The 14757-nt window shown below is 73.2% G+C and carries 15 protein-coding genes; 9 read left to right on the forward strand and 6 right to left on the reverse strand.

Going from position 1 to position 14757, the window contains the following annotated elements; translation table 11 throughout:
- The first annotated feature begins 198 nt into the window (after window positions 1–198).
- The 4 genes from ABT085_RS32705 to ABT085_RS32720 all read left to right on the forward strand — a co-directional run bounded on the left by ABT085_RS32705 (window position 199) and on the right by ABT085_RS32720 (window position 3917).
- Window positions 199–849: a class I SAM-dependent methyltransferase gene (locus tag ABT085_RS32705; protein ID WP_351616159.1), complete on the forward strand. Its 651-nt coding sequence runs from the start codon at window positions 199–201 to the stop codon at window positions 847–849.
- Between the two features lie 33 nt (window positions 850–882).
- Window positions 883–1815, forward strand: coding sequence for an N-acetylmuramoyl-L-alanine amidase (locus ABT085_RS32710; RefSeq protein WP_351616162.1), 933 nt, complete (start codon window positions 883–885; stop codon window positions 1813–1815).
- A gap of 158 nt (window positions 1816–1973) precedes the next feature.
- Window positions 1974–2783, forward strand: a complete 810-nt coding sequence (locus ABT085_RS32715) for a DUF5336 domain-containing protein (protein ID WP_351616164.1) — start codon at window positions 1974–1976, stop codon at window positions 2781–2783.
- 99 nt (window positions 2784–2882) lie between these two features.
- Window positions 2883–3917: an LLM class F420-dependent oxidoreductase gene (locus ABT085_RS32720; RefSeq protein ID WP_351616167.1), complete on the forward strand. Its 1035-nt coding sequence runs from the start codon at window positions 2883–2885 to the stop codon at window positions 3915–3917.
- Window positions 3918–4055: 138 nt separating this feature from the next.
- Here ABT085_RS32720 and ABT085_RS32725 read toward each other — a convergent pair whose 3' ends face one another.
- Entirely contained in the window at window positions 4056–4610 is a 555-nt protein-coding gene (locus ABT085_RS32725) for a hypothetical protein (RefSeq protein WP_351616173.1), read from the reverse strand.
- 165 nt (window positions 4611–4775) lie between these two features.
- Between ABT085_RS32725 and ABT085_RS32730 the strand changes: the two genes are divergently transcribed.
- Window positions 4776–5066: a hypothetical protein gene (locus ABT085_RS32730; protein WP_351616176.1), complete on the forward strand. Its 291-nt coding sequence runs from the start codon at window positions 4776–4778 to the stop codon at window positions 5064–5066.
- Between the two features lie 40 nt (window positions 5067–5106).
- Here ABT085_RS32730 and ABT085_RS32735 read toward each other — a convergent pair whose 3' ends face one another.
- The 3 genes from ABT085_RS32735 to ABT085_RS32745 are packed head-to-tail and all read right to left on the reverse strand — an operon-like array spanning window position 5107 to window position 8359.
- A complete protein-coding gene (locus tag ABT085_RS32735) occupies window positions 5107–6177 on the reverse strand; it encodes a prenyltransferase/squalene oxidase repeat-containing protein (protein ID WP_351616178.1) in 1071 nt (356 codons plus the stop codon).
- On the reverse strand, window positions 6174–6935 hold the full coding sequence (locus ABT085_RS32740) for a class I SAM-dependent methyltransferase (protein ID WP_351616181.1): 762 nt from the start codon (window positions 6933–6935) through the stop codon (window positions 6174–6176). Before ABT085_RS32740 ends, ABT085_RS32735 begins: the two co-directional genes overlap by 4 nt.
- Window positions 6929–8359 carry a glycosyltransferase family 4 protein gene (locus ABT085_RS32745; RefSeq protein ID WP_351616184.1) on the reverse strand — a complete coding sequence of 477 codons (1431 nt, stop codon included), beginning with the start codon at window positions 8357–8359 and terminating at the stop codon, window positions 6929–6931. The genes ABT085_RS32740 and ABT085_RS32745 overlap by 7 nt, the downstream gene beginning before the upstream one ends.
- 210 nt (window positions 8360–8569) lie before the next feature.
- On the opposite strand from ABT085_RS32745, the gene ABT085_RS32750 reads away from it, so the two are divergent.
- Entirely contained in the window at window positions 8570–9214 is a 645-nt protein-coding gene (locus tag ABT085_RS32750; protein ID WP_351616187.1) for a TetR family transcriptional regulator, read from the forward strand.
- 297 nt (window positions 9215–9511) lie between these two features.
- On the opposite strand, the gene ABT085_RS32755 is transcribed toward ABT085_RS32750, so the two are convergent.
- Together ABT085_RS32755 and ABT085_RS32760 are read right to left on the reverse strand one after the other, a co-directional pair.
- Complete coding sequence (locus ABT085_RS32755; RefSeq protein ID WP_351616189.1) at window positions 9512–9784, reverse strand: ferredoxin; 273 nt, start codon at window positions 9782–9784, stop codon at window positions 9512–9514.
- 3 nt (window positions 9785–9787) lie between these two features.
- Entirely contained in the window at window positions 9788–11245 is a 1458-nt protein-coding gene (locus ABT085_RS32760) for an aldehyde dehydrogenase (RefSeq protein ID WP_351616192.1), read from the reverse strand.
- A gap of 166 nt (window positions 11246–11411) precedes the next feature.
- Between ABT085_RS32760 and ABT085_RS32765 the strand changes: the two genes are divergently transcribed.
- The 3 genes from ABT085_RS32765 (at window position 11412) to ABT085_RS32775 (ending at window position 14663) form a co-directional block, all read left to right on the forward strand.
- Window positions 11412–12440 carry a Strvi_7410 family MBL fold metallo-hydrolase gene (locus ABT085_RS32765; RefSeq protein ID WP_351616195.1) on the forward strand — a complete coding sequence of 343 codons (1029 nt, stop codon included), beginning with the start codon at window positions 11412–11414 and terminating at the stop codon, window positions 12438–12440.
- A 322-nt stretch (window positions 12441–12762) separates the two neighbouring features.
- Window positions 12763–14007, forward strand: a complete 1245-nt coding sequence (locus ABT085_RS32770) for an SCO2321 family membrane protein (RefSeq protein ID WP_351616198.1) — start codon at window positions 12763–12765, stop codon at window positions 14005–14007.
- Window positions 14004–14663, forward strand: a complete 660-nt coding sequence (locus ABT085_RS32775) for an SCO2322 family protein (protein WP_351616201.1) — start codon at window positions 14004–14006, stop codon at window positions 14661–14663. Before ABT085_RS32770 ends, ABT085_RS32775 begins: the two co-directional genes overlap by 4 nt.
- Window positions 14664–14757 lie beyond the last annotated feature (94 nt).

A 14757-nucleotide genomic window follows, 5' to 3' on the forward strand; every position in this document is an offset into this window, starting at 1 on the left:
CCCCCGTCGCCGCCGGCGCCGGGGGGTGCGGCACGATGAGCGCCCGGAGCCCCGCCCGGGGGACCCGGCGGGCCGCACCGCCGGAGCCCGCAGGCCCCGGGGCCAGGAACCGCCCTGGGCCCCGGCGCCCGAAGGCACCGGACCTCGGCGCCCGACAGCACCGGGCCCCGAGCACCCGTACGACCGAAAAGGACCGCCATGCCCGCAGCACCCAAGCCCGAGATCCTGGCCGCGTTCGAGGCCGCGAAGGGGTTCATGCCCGTGCACGAGGGGCTGGCGCTGTACGCGGCGGCCGCCGAGGCGGGCGCGCTGGGGCTGCCGCTGCTGGAGGTCGGCACGTACTGCGGCCGCTCCACGGTCCTGCTCGCCGACGCGGCCCGCGCGTCCGGGGTCACCGCGATCACGGTCGACCACCACCGGGGCAGCGAGGAGCAGCAGCCGGGCTGGGACTACCACGACCCGCAGACGGTCGACCCGGAGATCGGCCTGATGGACACCCTGCCCACCTTCCGGCGCACCCTGCACCGGGCCGGTCTGGAGGACCACGTGGTGGCGGTGGTCGGGCGTTCCCCGCAGGTCGCCGCTCTGTGGGGGGCGCCCCTCGGGCTCGTCTTCATCGACGGCGGCCACACCGACGAGCACGCCGGCGCCGACTACGAGGGCTGGGCGCCGCACGTCGCCGAGGGCGGCCTGCTGCTGATCCACGACGTCTTCCCCGAGCCCGCCGACGAGTTCACCGGCCAGGCGCCGTACCGCGTCTACCTGCGGGCGCTGGAGTCCGGCGCGTTCACCGAGGTGTCGGCGACCGACTCGCTGCGTGTGCTGCGGCGCACTGGCCCGGGGAGCTGAGGCCGCCGGAGCCGGGCGGTTAGGGTGGCTGTCGTGTCGTATTCAGGCCCGGAGTTCGAACCCGCCCCGCCCCGCCGCTCCCCGCTGCGCCGCCCGCTGGTCGTGGCGCTCGCCGCGCTGGCGCCGGGAGCGCTGCTCGGCTGGGGGGTGTACGCGGCGGTCGGCGGCCCGGCCGCCGCGGGCGGTCCGGCGAGCGCGGCGGTGAGTACTCCGGCGGGCGGATCCGGCTCCACCGGCCCCGCAGCGTCCGGCGGCGGGAAGCCGACCGCCTCGTCGGGCTCCGTCGTGCCGGGCTCCCTCAAGGGCAAGGTCGTCGTCATCGATCCCGGCCACAATCCGAACAACTTCCGGCACACCGCCGAGATCGGCCGCAAGGTGGACATCGGCACGAACCGGAAGGAGTGCGACACGACCGGGACGTCGACCAACTCGGGTTACGCGGAGGCCCGGTTCACGCTCGACGTCGCCCATCGGCTGCGCGCGCTGCTGCAGGCGCAGGGCGCCACGGTGAAGTTCACCCAGGACGGCGACCGCGCGTTCGGGCCGTGCGTGGACGAGCGGGCCCGGATCGGGAACGCCGCGCACGCGGACGCGGTGATCTCGATCCACGCGGACGGCGCGGCGGCCGGCGACCGCGGCTTCCATGTGATCCTTCCGGCATCCGTGCACGCCGGGGCCGCCGACACCCGTGCCATCACCGCCCGTTCGCACGATCTGGGGGTGCGCGTGCTGGGGGGCTTCCGCCGGGCCACGGGCAGCGCGCCCGCCAACTACCTGGGCGACGGCACCGGTCTCGTCACCCGCAGGGACCTCGGCGGTCTCAATCTGTCAACGGTTCCCAAGGTGTTCATCGAGTGCGGCAACATGCGCGACGGCAAGGACGCGGCGCTGCTGACCAGCGGTGCGTGGCGGCAGAAGGCGGCGCTGGGGATCTCTGAGGGAATCGTGAGTTTCCTGCGCGGGTGACGATCAGTGCGCTGTTCCCTGCGGACAGCCCGATCGTATGGACGATAATGTCGTTCTTACGATGAGGGGTCACCCCCGCGCTTCACACCAGGGCCTGACGGCGACATGGTGACAGCGACACCTCTACAGACGACGTGACGACTGACGAAGGACCTGAAGTGAATATCCGCTCCCTCACTCGAGGCGACGGCGTGGTGATCGGAGCAGCGGTACTGCTGTTCATCGCGTCGTTCTTCGATCTGTTCTCGATCGACGGGCTCCCCGACAGCTACAACCTGCCGAGCCTGTGGTCCAGCGGCGGGGTCCTCCTGGGGGTCGTGCTGGCGGGCATCATCGGCGCCGCGCTCATCGTCGTCGCCCGCGGGCTTCCGCAGCCGCCCAAGGTCGTCGGCCTCGACCTCGCCCCGTTCGGTGTCGCCTTCACGGTGTTCGCCGCGTGGAGCGCGCTCGGCAACGTCTTCGACCCGGCCGGCGGCGGCGACAACTCCGGCAGTTCCGTCAGCGCGGGCACGGGTCTGATCCTGGCCCTGCTGGCCACGCTGGTCATGGCCGGGGCGGCCGTCGCCACCCCGCTGGTCCCGGCGTTGCAGACCCCGCTGATCCCGGCTCCCACCCCGCCGGCCCCGCAGCCCTACGGCGCCCAGCCGTCCGGCGGTTACGGCTACCCGGGCGCGCAGCAGCCGCAGTACGGCGGTCAGCACCCGTACACCGGCCAGCCGCAGCAGCCGCAGGCCCAGACCCCGGCGCCGCAGCCGGCCCAGCCCGCCGGGGACTTCTCCCCGTTCTGGTTCGCCGTGCCGGTGCCGCGTCCGCTGTTCGCCGAGGACGGCTCGCCCGCGCCGATCGCCGAACTCGCCCCGGGCACCTGGTACCTGGCGGTCGAGCAGAACGGTCCGGCCCTGGTCGCGCAGACCCAGGACGGCCGCCGTGGCGTGCTGCGGGACACCTCCGGGATCCAGCGCGGCTGACGTCGGCAGTCCGGCCGGCCCCTCGCCCTTCCGGGCGGGGGGCCGTTGTCGTAGAGTCGCACCCCCTGACTGACACTCCGTCAGAACGCGGGAGGCGGCATGCGACTCGGTCTCGCACTCGGCTACTGGGGGCGCGGCCCCGACCCGGACCACGTCGCGCTGGCCCGGGAGGCGGAGCGGCTCGGCTACGACTCCGTGTGGACGGCGGAGTCCTGGGGCTCGGACGCCTTCACCCCGCTGGCCTGGATCGCCGCGCAGACCTCAAGGATCCGGCTGGGTACGGCGGTTGCGCAGATGGCGGCCCGGCCGCCGACGACGACCGCGATGCAGGCGCTGACGCTGGACCATCTCAGCGGCGGGCGGCTGCTGCTGGGCCTCGGCCTGTCCGGCCCGCAGGTCGTCGAGGGCTGGTACGGGCGGCCGTTCCCGAAGTCGCCGCTGACCGCGACCCGGGAGTACGTCGACGTCGTACGGCAGGTGCTGCGGCGCGCGGGGCCGGTGGAGCTGGCCGGACGCTTCCACTCCCATCCCTACCGCGGCCCGGACGGCACGGGCCTGGGCCGGGCCCTGAAGCCGATCACCCATCCCCTGCGCCCGGACCTGCCCGTCCTGCTCGGTGCCGAGGGGCCGAAGAACGTGGCGCAGACGCTGCGGATCGCGGACGGCTGGCTGCCGCTGTACTGGGCGCCGAGCCGGCCCGAGGTGTACGGGCCCGCGGTCGCCGGTCTGTCCGTCGGCCAAGGGGCCCCGGGCCGGGGCGAGTTCCTGGTCGCGCCGATGGCGCAGGTGCGGATCTGCGACGACGTCGCCGCGGGACTGCTGCCCGTCAAGGCCATGCTCGGCTTCTACATCGGCGGGATGGGGCACGCGGCCCGCAACTTCCACGCCGACCTCATGGCGCGCATGGGGTACGAGAAGGAGGCGCGGCGCATCCAGGAGCTGTTCCTGTCCGGGCGGCGGGAGGAGGCCGTGCTCGCCGTGCCGGACGCCTTCGCCGACGAGATCTCCCTGGTCGGGCCGCGCGAACGGGTCGCCGAGCGGCTTCAGGCGTGGCGCGCAGGCCCGGTCACCGACCTGCTGGCCCTGGTGCGCGACCCGCACACCCTGCGCGTCCTCGCCGAACTCAACACCTAGGACCTGCGGGCTTCGGCCCGCGCAGGCGCGGAGCGGCGGCCCCGGGAATTCCCGGGGCCGTTTCCGGCCGACCGTCCGCCGACGAGTCGGGCGGAATCACACAGTGGCGGGATGGCCCGGTGTCCGGGCGGCGGAACCTCAGCCGCCGGACAGCTGGGCGGCCGACGGCACCTGGTCCTGCACCACGGCGCCCGCGCTCTGGCCGGCGCCCTTGACCTGGCCGATGAGGCTGTCGAAGGTGCCCGCGGCCGCGTCGGCCGAGTCGCCGTTGCGCAGCTTGGCCGGCAGGTCCTTGAGGGCGTCGACGCTCGCGGCGAGCGGGGCGACGGCCTTCGCCAGCAGCGGGTCGCCCTGGGCGTTGCGCATCGCGGCCTTGAGCCGGTTGTACGCGAACGCGCCCGCGACACCCGCCTTCACCAGGGCGAGCTTGCGGCCCGTGGCGCCCTTCGCGAACTTGCCCGCCTTCCAGGGGCCGACGATCCACTGGTAGGTCGCGCCGGCCGCGAGCCCCGCGTTGGCCACGAACCGGGTCTTGGCGAACTTCTGCCGTTCGGCGGTGGTGCTGGGGCTGGCCGCGGGGGCGGTCGCAGTCTTCTGTGCGGAGTCCCCGGCGCCGCCGCAGGCGGTGACGCCGGCGAGCAGTGCACAACAGAGGGTGAGCACCACGGCGAGGTGGCGTATCGGCACGCGCACGGAGTCCTCCCGACGTGAGGGGGTCTCCCAGCAGGTTCACCCCGCGCCGTCGGCTACGCCACTCGGGGGAAGCCGCCGCACGTTCCCCGGGCACTCCCCGCGCACTCCCCGGGCCCCGCATGTTTCTCCGGGTTTCAATCAGGAATCCGGGGCCAGACGACAGTCATGTCTCGATATCGCACTGGTTCCAACTCCGCCGGGACGGTCATAGCGGTGGTCGCCGACATCATGGCCGTCATCCTCGGACTGTGGATCCTCATGTATCTGCTGGACGCCAACCGGGGCAACGACCTGGTGCAGTTCGTCCACCACGTCGCCAACTGGCTGGCCGGCTGGTCCCGTGACCTGTTCACGTTCGACGAGGCCTGGGCACGGGTCGTCGCCGGCTACGGCCTGGCCGCCGTGGTGTACCTGTTCATCGGCCACGCCATCGCCAACCGCGCCCACCGTCACTGACCCGGCGGGCGCCGGTCCGCCGGGGCCCGTGCGGCAGGCCCTATCCGCAGCAGTCCGGGTCCAGCCCCTTCGGCAGGAACTCGCCGCCGAAGACGGCACAGGTGGCCTCGTCGCCGCCCAGGGCCGCCACGGCCAGGAGCAGCGAGCCGGCCGTCCAGGTGGTCAGTTCCCGCGGCCAGACGGCCTCGTCGTCGAAGACGTAGCCCGTCCAGTACAGGCCGCTGTCCGCGTCCCGCAGGTGCTGGATGGACTGGAGTATCTCCAGCGCCCGGTCGGACTCGCCCATCGCCCAGAGCGCGAGGGCGAGTTCGGCCGATTCACCGCCGGTCACCCAGGGGTTGGGGACCACACAGCGCACCCCGAGGCCGGGCACGACGAAGCGGTCCCAGGACTCCTCGATACGGGACTTGGCCTCGGCCCCGGTCAGCGCGCCGCCGAGGACCGGGTAGTACCAGTCCATCGAGTAGCGGTTCTTGTCGAGGAACCGCTCCGGGTGGCGCCGGATGGCGTGCCGCAGCGCGCCCGCCGCCAACTCCCAGTCAGGCTGCGGCTCTTCGCGCTGTTCGGCGATGGCGAGCGCGCAGCGCAGGGCGTGGTGGATCGACGAACTGCCGGTCAGCAGCGCGTCCTTGGTGTCCGTGCCGTCGTCGTCGCGCCGCCAGCCGATCTGCCCGCCGGGCTGCTGGAGGGCGAGGACGAACTCGACCGCGCCGACGACGGTCGGCCACATGCGGTCCAGGAACGTGTCGTCGCCGGTGGCGAGGTAGTGGTGCCAGACACCGACGGCTATGTAGGCGACGAAGTTCGTCTCGCGGGAGCGGTCGGTGACGTCGTCGGGCTCCCCGTCCGCGTACGCCGCGTACCAGGAGCCGTCCGGGTTCTGGTGGCGGGCCAGCCAGTCGTACGCCCGCTCGGCGGCCGCGTGCTCGCCCGCCGCGTCCAGCGCCATCGCGGCCTCGGTGTGGTCCCACGGGTCGAGGTGGTGACCCCGGAACCACGGGATCGCGCCGTCCTCCCGCTGCACGTCGAGGATGCCGCGTACGGTCGCGGCGGCCTGCTCGGCGGTGAGGACCCCGGGCAGGACGAGGTGTTCTGTCCGGGGGGTGGTCACGTGGCGTCCGCCTCGGACGTACCGGGCGTGGCGGAGAGCCGGGGCAGGTGCGGCTTGGTCGCGTACGCCACGAAGCTCTTGCCGATCAGCGGGTTCAGCGCCTGCTCGGCGACCCGGGTGGCCATCGGCTTCTTCATGATGTCCCAGACCAGGAGCTTGTGGTACGCCCGCACCGGCAGCGCCTTGTCGTTGTCGACGCCGAACGCGCACTTCAGCCACCAGTACGGCGAGTGCAGGGCGTGCGCGTGGTGGGTGCCGTACGGGCGCAGTCCGGCCTGCCGGATCTTCGCGAGGAGTTCGTCCGCCTTGTAGATGCGGATGTGGCCGCCCTCGACCTCGTGGTAGGCGTCGGACAGGGCCCAGCAGACCTTCTCCGGGCCGTAGCGCGGGACGGTGATCGCGATGCGGCCGCCGGGCTTGAGCACCCGGACCATCTCCGCGAGGACGCCCTTGTCGTCCGGGATGTGCTCCATGACCTCGGAGATGATCACGACGTCGAAGGACTCGTCGGGGAAGGGCAGGGCGAGGGCGTCGCCCTCCATGGCCGTGGCGGTGGCGCCGGCCGGGGCCTCGCCTGCCTCCTTCATCGCCGCGAACCACTTCGCGACCTCGCGGATCTCGTCGCCGTTCTGGTCCAGTGCCACGACCTGCGCGCCGCGCCGGTAGCACTCGAACGCGTGCCGGCCCGCCCCGCAGCCGAGGTCCAGGACTCGGTCGCCCGGCGCGAGAGGGAACCGGGAGAAGTCGACGGTCAGCACGTGGCCCTGCTTTCGGGATAGACGCCGGTAACGCTGGTCGAGGTCGAGAGTTCGGGAGCGGTGGCGGGGGCGGCCCCGGCGGGGACCCCGCCGCGCGGGTGCGGCCGGGTGCGGGCGATGGCCTCGCGGTAGTGGGCGACCGTGCCCTCGGCGGCCCGGGCCCAGGTGAAGCGGGCCAGGACCCGCTCGCGGCCCGCACGGCCGAGCCGGTCCCGCAGCCGCGGGTCGCCGAGCAGCCGGCTGAGCGCGGCGGCCAGCGCGCCCGCGTCGCCGGGCGGCACCGCCAGACAGGTCTCGCCGTCGGGTCCCGCGACCTCGGGGATGGCCCCGCCGGTCGTGGCGACCAGCGGAGTGCCCGTGGCCATGGCCTCGGCGGCCGGGAGGGAGAAGCCTTCGTAGAGGGAGGGCACACAGGCGACCTGCGCCGAGCGCACCAGGTCGACGAGTTCCGCGTCGGAGATGCCCTTGACGAACTCGACGCAGCCTTCGAGGCCGTACCGCTCGATGGCCTGGGCGACGGGCCCGTCCTCGGCGCGCTTGCCGACGACGACCAGATGGGCCTCCGGGTGCTCGGTCCGCACCTTCGCCAGCGCCTCGACCAGGAACACCAGCCCCTTCAGCGGCACGTCCGCGCTGGAGGTGGTCACGATGCGGCCCGGCACCTGCGCCACCGACGGGTCGGGGCGGAACAGGTCGGTGTCGGCGCCGATGTGGACGACGTGGACGCGGTCCTGCCGCACCCCGAGGTGGTCGACGATCTCCTGCTGGGAGGAGCCGGAGACGGTGAGCACCGACGGCAGGCGGCGCGCCACGCGCTTCTGCATCCGGGTGAACGCGTACCAGCGGCGCACCGAGAAGCGGCGCTGCCGGCTGTCCGCCGCGTCCAGTTCCAGCTGCCGGTCCACGGTGATCGGGTGGTGGATGGTGGTGACCAGGGGCGCGCCGATGTCGCCCAGCAGCCCGTAGCCGAGGGTCTGGTTGTCGTGCACGACGTCGAAGTCGCCGCGCCGGGCCCGCAGCAGGCGGCGGGCGCGCAGCGAGAAGGTCAGCGGCTCCGGGAAGCCGCCGGTCCACATGGTGGCGACCTCCAGCGCGTCGACCCAGTCGCGGTACTCGTCGCGGCCGGGGGTGCGGAAGGGGTCGGGCTGGCGGTAGAGGTCGAGACTGGGCAGCTCGGTCAGGCTCAGCCGGCCGGGACCGGCGCCGGGCACCTCGTCGGTGTCGAGGACGGCGTACGGCTGCGCGCCGATGACCTCGACGCGGTGACCGAGGCGGGCCAGCTCACGGGAGAGGTGGCGGACGTAGACGCCCTGGCCGCCGCAGAACGGGTTTCCCTTGTACGTCAGGAGCGCGATGTCGAGCGGTCGCCCGCCGTCCGCGGCGAGGTCCTTCCCAGGACCCGCCTGACTGGCCTCAGCGGTCACTCCGGGCCCCCTTCTGCCTGCACTGTCCCGCGAGATTACGCCGGGACGCTAATCTAGAACAAGTTTCAGACTTGATCGTTCGGGAGGCTCTGAATCTACCGGCAGGTAGGGGTGCTGTGAGCAGTGGATCAGGTGATTCACGCCACGGCGGACGGCCTCTGCCATGCTGTCTGATCACCAGCCCTCACCGACTGTCACGGAACGGGATCCATGCCTGCGGAAGCCAAGGTGGTCAAGGTGGAAGCCAGCACCGACAGACCGGCCCTCCCGGCCCTCACCGAACGGCAGGCGGCGCGCCGGCGCCGCATTCTGCACGCGAGCGCGCAGCTCGCCAGCCGGGGCGGTTTCGACGCGGTGCAGATGCGCGAGGTCGCGGAGTCCTCAAAGGTCGCGCTCGGCACCCTCTACCGGTATTTCCCGTCCAAGGTGCATCTGCTGGTCGCCACCATGCAGGACCAGCTGGAACACATGCACGGCACGCTGCGCAAGAAGCCGCCGACCGGCGACACCGCCGCCGAGCGGGTCGCGGAGACGCTGATGCGCGCCTTCCGCGCCCTTCAGCGCGAGCCGCATCTGGCCGACGCGATGGTGCGCGCCCTGACCTTCGCGGACCGCAGCGTCTCCCCCGAGGTGGACCAGGTCTCCCGCCAGACCACGATGATCATCCTGGACGCGATGGGCGTGGCGGACCCCGGGCCCGCGCAGCTGTCCGCGGTCCGCGTCATCGAGCACACCTGGCACTCGGCCCTGATCACCTGGCTCTCGGGCCGCGCCTCCATCGCCCAGGTGAAGATAGACATCGAGACGGTGTGCCGGCTGATCGACCTCACCGCGCCGGAGGAGCCGCGCGCCTGAGGAAGCGCGCAGGAAAAAACCTACGAGACGGGTTCCCTTCGCCGGCATGGTCCGGATCAGGTACTGGAGGTCGCCTTCCGGTGAAACAGCCACCTTCGGGCCTCTCAGCTCGACCGTCGACGTCGGCCCCAGCGGATGCCACTGCGTGTTGCCTGGACGTCTCGCGGAAGTCGGCTACTCCGGTGGAGCTCCCTCACTCGCCTCGTAGGCCACTTTCAAGAGTAGCCCCCCAGAGCGGAATGCAATAGCCCAAAAGGGACTTTTCTCAACCTCTCCTGCCGGGCCGCCGGAAGGGGCTCAGTCCTCCGGCGGGAACACCGGCTCCCCGCTGCCCAGCAGAGTGATCGTGATGGCCTCCACCGGGCAGCCCTCGGCCGCCGCCAGCACCCGCTCGCTGGCGCCCGTGTCCGGGTCGACCGGACGGGACTGGCGCCCGGCGTCGAGCCGGAAGCCGGCCGGGGCGTGGTGCAGGCACTGGGCCGAGCCGATGCACAGGGCGCGGTCGACCTCGACGTGCCAGCGGTCCCCCGCCCCCACGCCCGGCTCCGCTCGCGCGGGAAGTGCCCCCATCGCTCACCCCTCCCAGCCGGCCGGCAGGTGGACCATCTTGTGTTCGAGGAACTCGCCGTACCCTTCCGGACCGAACTCCCGCCCCAGGCCGGAGTTCTTGTAGCCGCCGAACGGGCCGAGCATGTCGAGGCTGAAGGTGTTGACGGAGTACGTGCCCGTGCGGACCCGGCGCGCGACGTCGATGCCGTGCTCGACGTCGGCCGTCCACACGCTGCCGCTCAGTCCGTACTCGGAGTCGTTCGCGATCTTCACGGCCTCGGACTCGTCGCCGTAGGGCAGCAGACAGATCACCGGGCCGAAGATCTCCTCGCGGGCGATGCGCATGCCGTTGTCCACGTCGCCGAAGAGGGTCGGCTCGACGTACCAGCCGCGCTCCAGGCCCGGCGGACGGCCGCCGCCGGTGAGGATCTTCGCGCCCTCCTCCTGGCCGATGCGGATGTAGTCGAGGCTGCGCTGCTGCTGACGGCGCGCCACCAGCGGCCCCACCTGGGTCGCCGGGTCCAGCGGGTCGCCCACCACCAGCGCGCTCGCCGCCGCCGCGAAGGCGTCCGCGAACTCGTCGTAGCGCGAGCGCGGCACCAGGATGCGGGTCTGGGCCACACAGGCCTGCCCGTTGTTCATCCAGGCCGCCGAGACGATGCCGGGGACGGCCGTGGCGAGGTCCGCGTCGGGCAGGACCACCGCCGCCGACTTGCCGCCCAGCTCCAGCGTCACGCGGCTGAGGTTGCGCGCGGCCACCTCCATCACCCGCCGGCCGGCCGCGACCGACCCGGTGAAGGAGACCTTGTCGACGCCGGGGTGTCCGACCAGGTACTCGCTGACCTCGCGGTCCGCGGGCAGGATCGACAGGACACCCTCGGGCAGCCCGGCCTCGCGCGCGATCTCGCCGAGGATGTAGGCGTCCAGCGGCGACTCCGGCGACGGCTTGAGCACCACGGTGCAGCCGGTGAGCAGCGCGGGCGCGAGCTTGGCGGCGGCCACGAACTGCGGGACGTTCCAGGGGACGACGGCCGCGACCACCCCGACGGGCTCGCGGCGCACCAGGATCGGCCCGAGCACCCCGGCCCGCCGCTCCTCGTACGCGAAGTCCCGGGCGACGGTGATCGCCGCGTCCCAGACCATCATCGCGCCGAGCGCCTGCGCGAGGACGCTCCAGGAGTACGGCGAGCCGTTCTCGGACGAGATGACGCGGGCGATCTCCTCGTGCCGTACGGCGATCGCGTCCTTGATCCTGGAGACCACCGCGATCCGCTCTTCGGGCGTCATCCGCGGCCAGGGCCCCTCGTCGAACGCCGTGCGGGCGGCGGCGACGGCCCGGTCCACGTCGGCCCTCGAGGCGTGCGGCACCCGTCCGATGACTTCCTCGGTGTGCGGCGAGATCACCTCGATGACCTCCTCGCCCAGCGGGTCGGCCAACTCCCCGCCGATGAACAGCTGTCCGTGTTCCACGAGTTCGGTCATGGCGACTGCCTCCCCGGCACGACTCTGACGATCCATCAGATACGGAACTGATAGCAGCTCCGCCCCGAGGAGTCCACGGCCCGGACGCCCACCGCGACGGTCGACCCGGGCTCCCATCGAAACCTGTTCTAGTTATAGTGACCGGGACGCGGCGATCGGAGAGTCCATGACGCAGGTGCACGACCACGGCGGCGGCGTACGGTCCATCGAGGTCCCCATCCCGGACAACCCCCTCGGCCACACCCTCGTGTACGTCGTCGACACCGACCGCGGCCCGGTGCTGATCGACACCGGCTGGGACGACCCCGCGTCCTGGGACACGCTCACCGAGGGGCTCACGGCGTGCGGCACCTCGGCCGCCGACGTCCACGGAGTGGTGATCACCCATCACCATCCCGACCACCACGGGCTGTCCGGCCGGGTCCGCGAGGCCTCCGGCGCCTGGGTGGCGATGCACGCGGCGGACATCGCCATCGTCCGCCGCACCCGGGAGACCCGGCCCGGCCGCTGGTACGCGTACATGGCGGACAAGCTCACCGCCGCCGGCGCCCCCGAGGAGCACATCGCCCCGCTGCGCGCCGACCGGCCCCGGCGCGCCCTGCCCGGCCTCGCCCCCGCCCTGCCCGACCGGGAGATCGTCCCCGGCGAGCTGCTCGGCCTCCCGGGCCGCCGGCTGCGCGCCGTCTGGACCCCGGGACACACCCCCGGCCATGTCTGCCTGCACCTGGAGGAGCGCCATCCCGCCGGGCTCACGGGCAGCGGACGGCTGTTCTCCGGCGACCATCTGCTGCCCGGGATCACCCCGCACATCGGCCTGTACGAGGACCCGGACGACGCCACCGTCACCGACCCGCTCGGCGACTACCTCGCCTCCCTCGAACGCGTCGGCCGCCTCGGCACCGCCGAGGTGCTCCCGGCCCATCAGCACGCCTTCACCGACGCGCCCTCGCGCGTACGGGAGTTGCTGGCCCACCACGAGGAGCGCCTCGACGGCCTGCTCGGCCTGCTGGCCGACCCGCTCACCCCCTGGCAGCTCGCCGAGCGCATGGAGTGGAACCGCCCCTGGGACCGGATCCCCTACGGATCACGGAACATCGCGGTCTCGGAGGCCGAGGCCCATCTGCGGCGCCTGGTGAAGCTGGGCCGGGCGGAGGCGGTGCCGGGGACCGAGCCGGTGACGTACGTGGCGGTGTGAGCCGCCGCGCGGACCGCACCCGCACCCCGAGACACCCGCTCCCGCCCGGCCGTGCAGCCGCCCCACGGCGTGTTTCTACGGGCCGGTAGAGTGGCGCCGTCGTCATCACACCCGTACGGGGGAAAGCCGGTGCAATTCCGGCGCTGACCCGCAGCCGTGAGCCACCGCGAGGTGGCGAGCCGGATCGCCCCGCACGGTACGTGACCGGCTCGCGCACACCGGCGGCCCGCCGGTGTACGGCACCGTCGAGGTCTACGGAGCCGAGCCGCCCGGGGGTGCCCCGTGCTGTCCGGCTCCCCACAGGGAGAGGCATCCGCCGATCATGAACGTCCGCCGCACCGCCGCGGTCCTGGCCGCCGCCGCCGTGATCGGCGGCGCCACGCCCGCCGTCGCCGCCGACCCGTCCCCTTCGCCCTCGGTGGCGATACCCGCCGGCCTCTACGGCCGCACCGACCCCACGTACGACGGTGTCTGGCGGCAGTCCCTCGCCCTGCTCGCGCAGAACACCGTGGGCGTGCGGCCCGCCTCCTCGGCCATCGCCTGGCTGACCGGGCAGCAGTGCGCCAACGGCGCGTTCGCCGCCTTCCGTGCCGACACCGCCAAGCCCTGCGACGCCAAGCTGATGGTCGACACCAACAGCACGGCCGCCGCCGTCCAGGCCCTCGCCGCGCTCGGCAACCACACCCCCGTCACCGCCAAGTCCGTCGCGTGGCTGAAGTCCGTCCAGAACGCGGACGGCGGCTGGGGCTACTCCCCGGGCGGCGCCAGCGACGCCAACTCCACCGCCGTCGTCGTCGGCGCGCTGACCTCGGCGGGCGAACAGCCCCAGAGCGTCGTCAAGGGCGGCAAGTCCCCCTACGACGCCCTGCTGAAGCTCGCCCTGCCCTGCACCGGCGACGGCGCGGGCGCCTTCGCCTACCAGCCCGACAAGAAGGGCGCCCTCGTCGCCAACGCGGACGCCACCGCGGCGGCCGTGACCGCCGCCCTCGGCAAGGGACTCGGGGGCGCCGCCGCGAACCCGGACTCCGAGGGCCTCACCTGCAAGGCACCGGCCACGGACGCCACCCAGGCGGCCCGCAACGGCACCACGTACCTCGCCAGGGAACTGACCGGCAGCGGCCATCTGACGTCGTCGCTGCCCGGCGCCGAGGACCAGCCCGACTACGGCAACACCGCCGACGCGATCGTCGCCCTCGCGACCGCCGGCCAGAGCGAGATGGCCGTCCCCGCCCTGCACTGGCTCCAGACCGACTCCGCCAAGTGGGCGCAGCAGGCCGGCCCGGCCGCGTACGCGCAGCTGATCCTCGCCGCGACCGCCGTCTCCGCCGACCCGCGCCACTTCGGCTCCCAGGACCTGGTGGCGCTCCTGAACGCGACCGGCCCCGGGCCCGTGTACGTGCCCACCGCCGCCCCGTCGTCCTCGGCCGGCGCCAAGGGCGACACGGCCGCGGCCGACGACTCCTCCGACTCCGGCAGCACCGTGTGGATCGCCGGCGGCATCCTGCTCGTCGTCGTGGCCGCCGTCGGCTTCATGCTCTTCGGGCGCAGCAGGAACAAGCAGTCGTGAGCCGTCGCCGCGCCGCCGCCGCACTGCTGACGGCCGTGCTGCTCCCGCTGCTGGGAGCCGCCGGCCAGGCGCAGGCCACCGGCTACCGCTACTGGTCCTTCTGGGACCGCACGGGCACCGGCTGGACCTACGCCACCCAGGGTCCGGCGACCGCCCGCCCCGACGACGGTGACGTGCAGGGCTTCCGGTTCGCGGTGAGCGCGGACTCCCAGGACGCCAGCCGCCCGCGCGGCGCGGCCGACTTCGCGACGATCTGCGCGAAGACGCCCGCACGGGACGGCTCGAAGCGGGTCGCCCTGGTCATCGACTTCGGCACGCCCGCCGACGCCCCCTCGGGCGAACGGCCGCCCGCTGCACGGACCGCCTGCGCCCAGGTGCCCTCCGACGCCAGCACGGCGGAGGCGCTGGCCGCGGTGGCCAAGCCGCTGCGGTACGACACCAACGCCCTGCTGTGCGCGATCGCCGGATACCCGCAACAGGGCTGCGGTGAGCAGGTGTCGGCACCGGAGAAGCCGAAGAGCACGGCGACGGCGGCCGCGACAGGGCAGCCCACGACGGACGACGGCCCCTCGGTGGGCCTGATCGCGGGTTGCGCGGCCGTGGCCGTCCTCGCGGCGGCGGCGCTCTGGCAGTCCCGGCGGCGCAGGCGTGGCTAAGAGCTCCGGACAGAAGTGGGGTCCGATCAGCGGGCGGTGTCCGGTGCGTGCGATCGCAAGGCGCCGGAAGGTCCTTGTAGCGGAGCTACCAGGG

The organism is Streptomyces sp. NPDC002265, from assembly GCF_040296125.1.
Classification (GTDB): domain Bacteria; phylum Actinomycetota; class Actinomycetes; order Streptomycetales; family Streptomycetaceae; genus Streptomyces.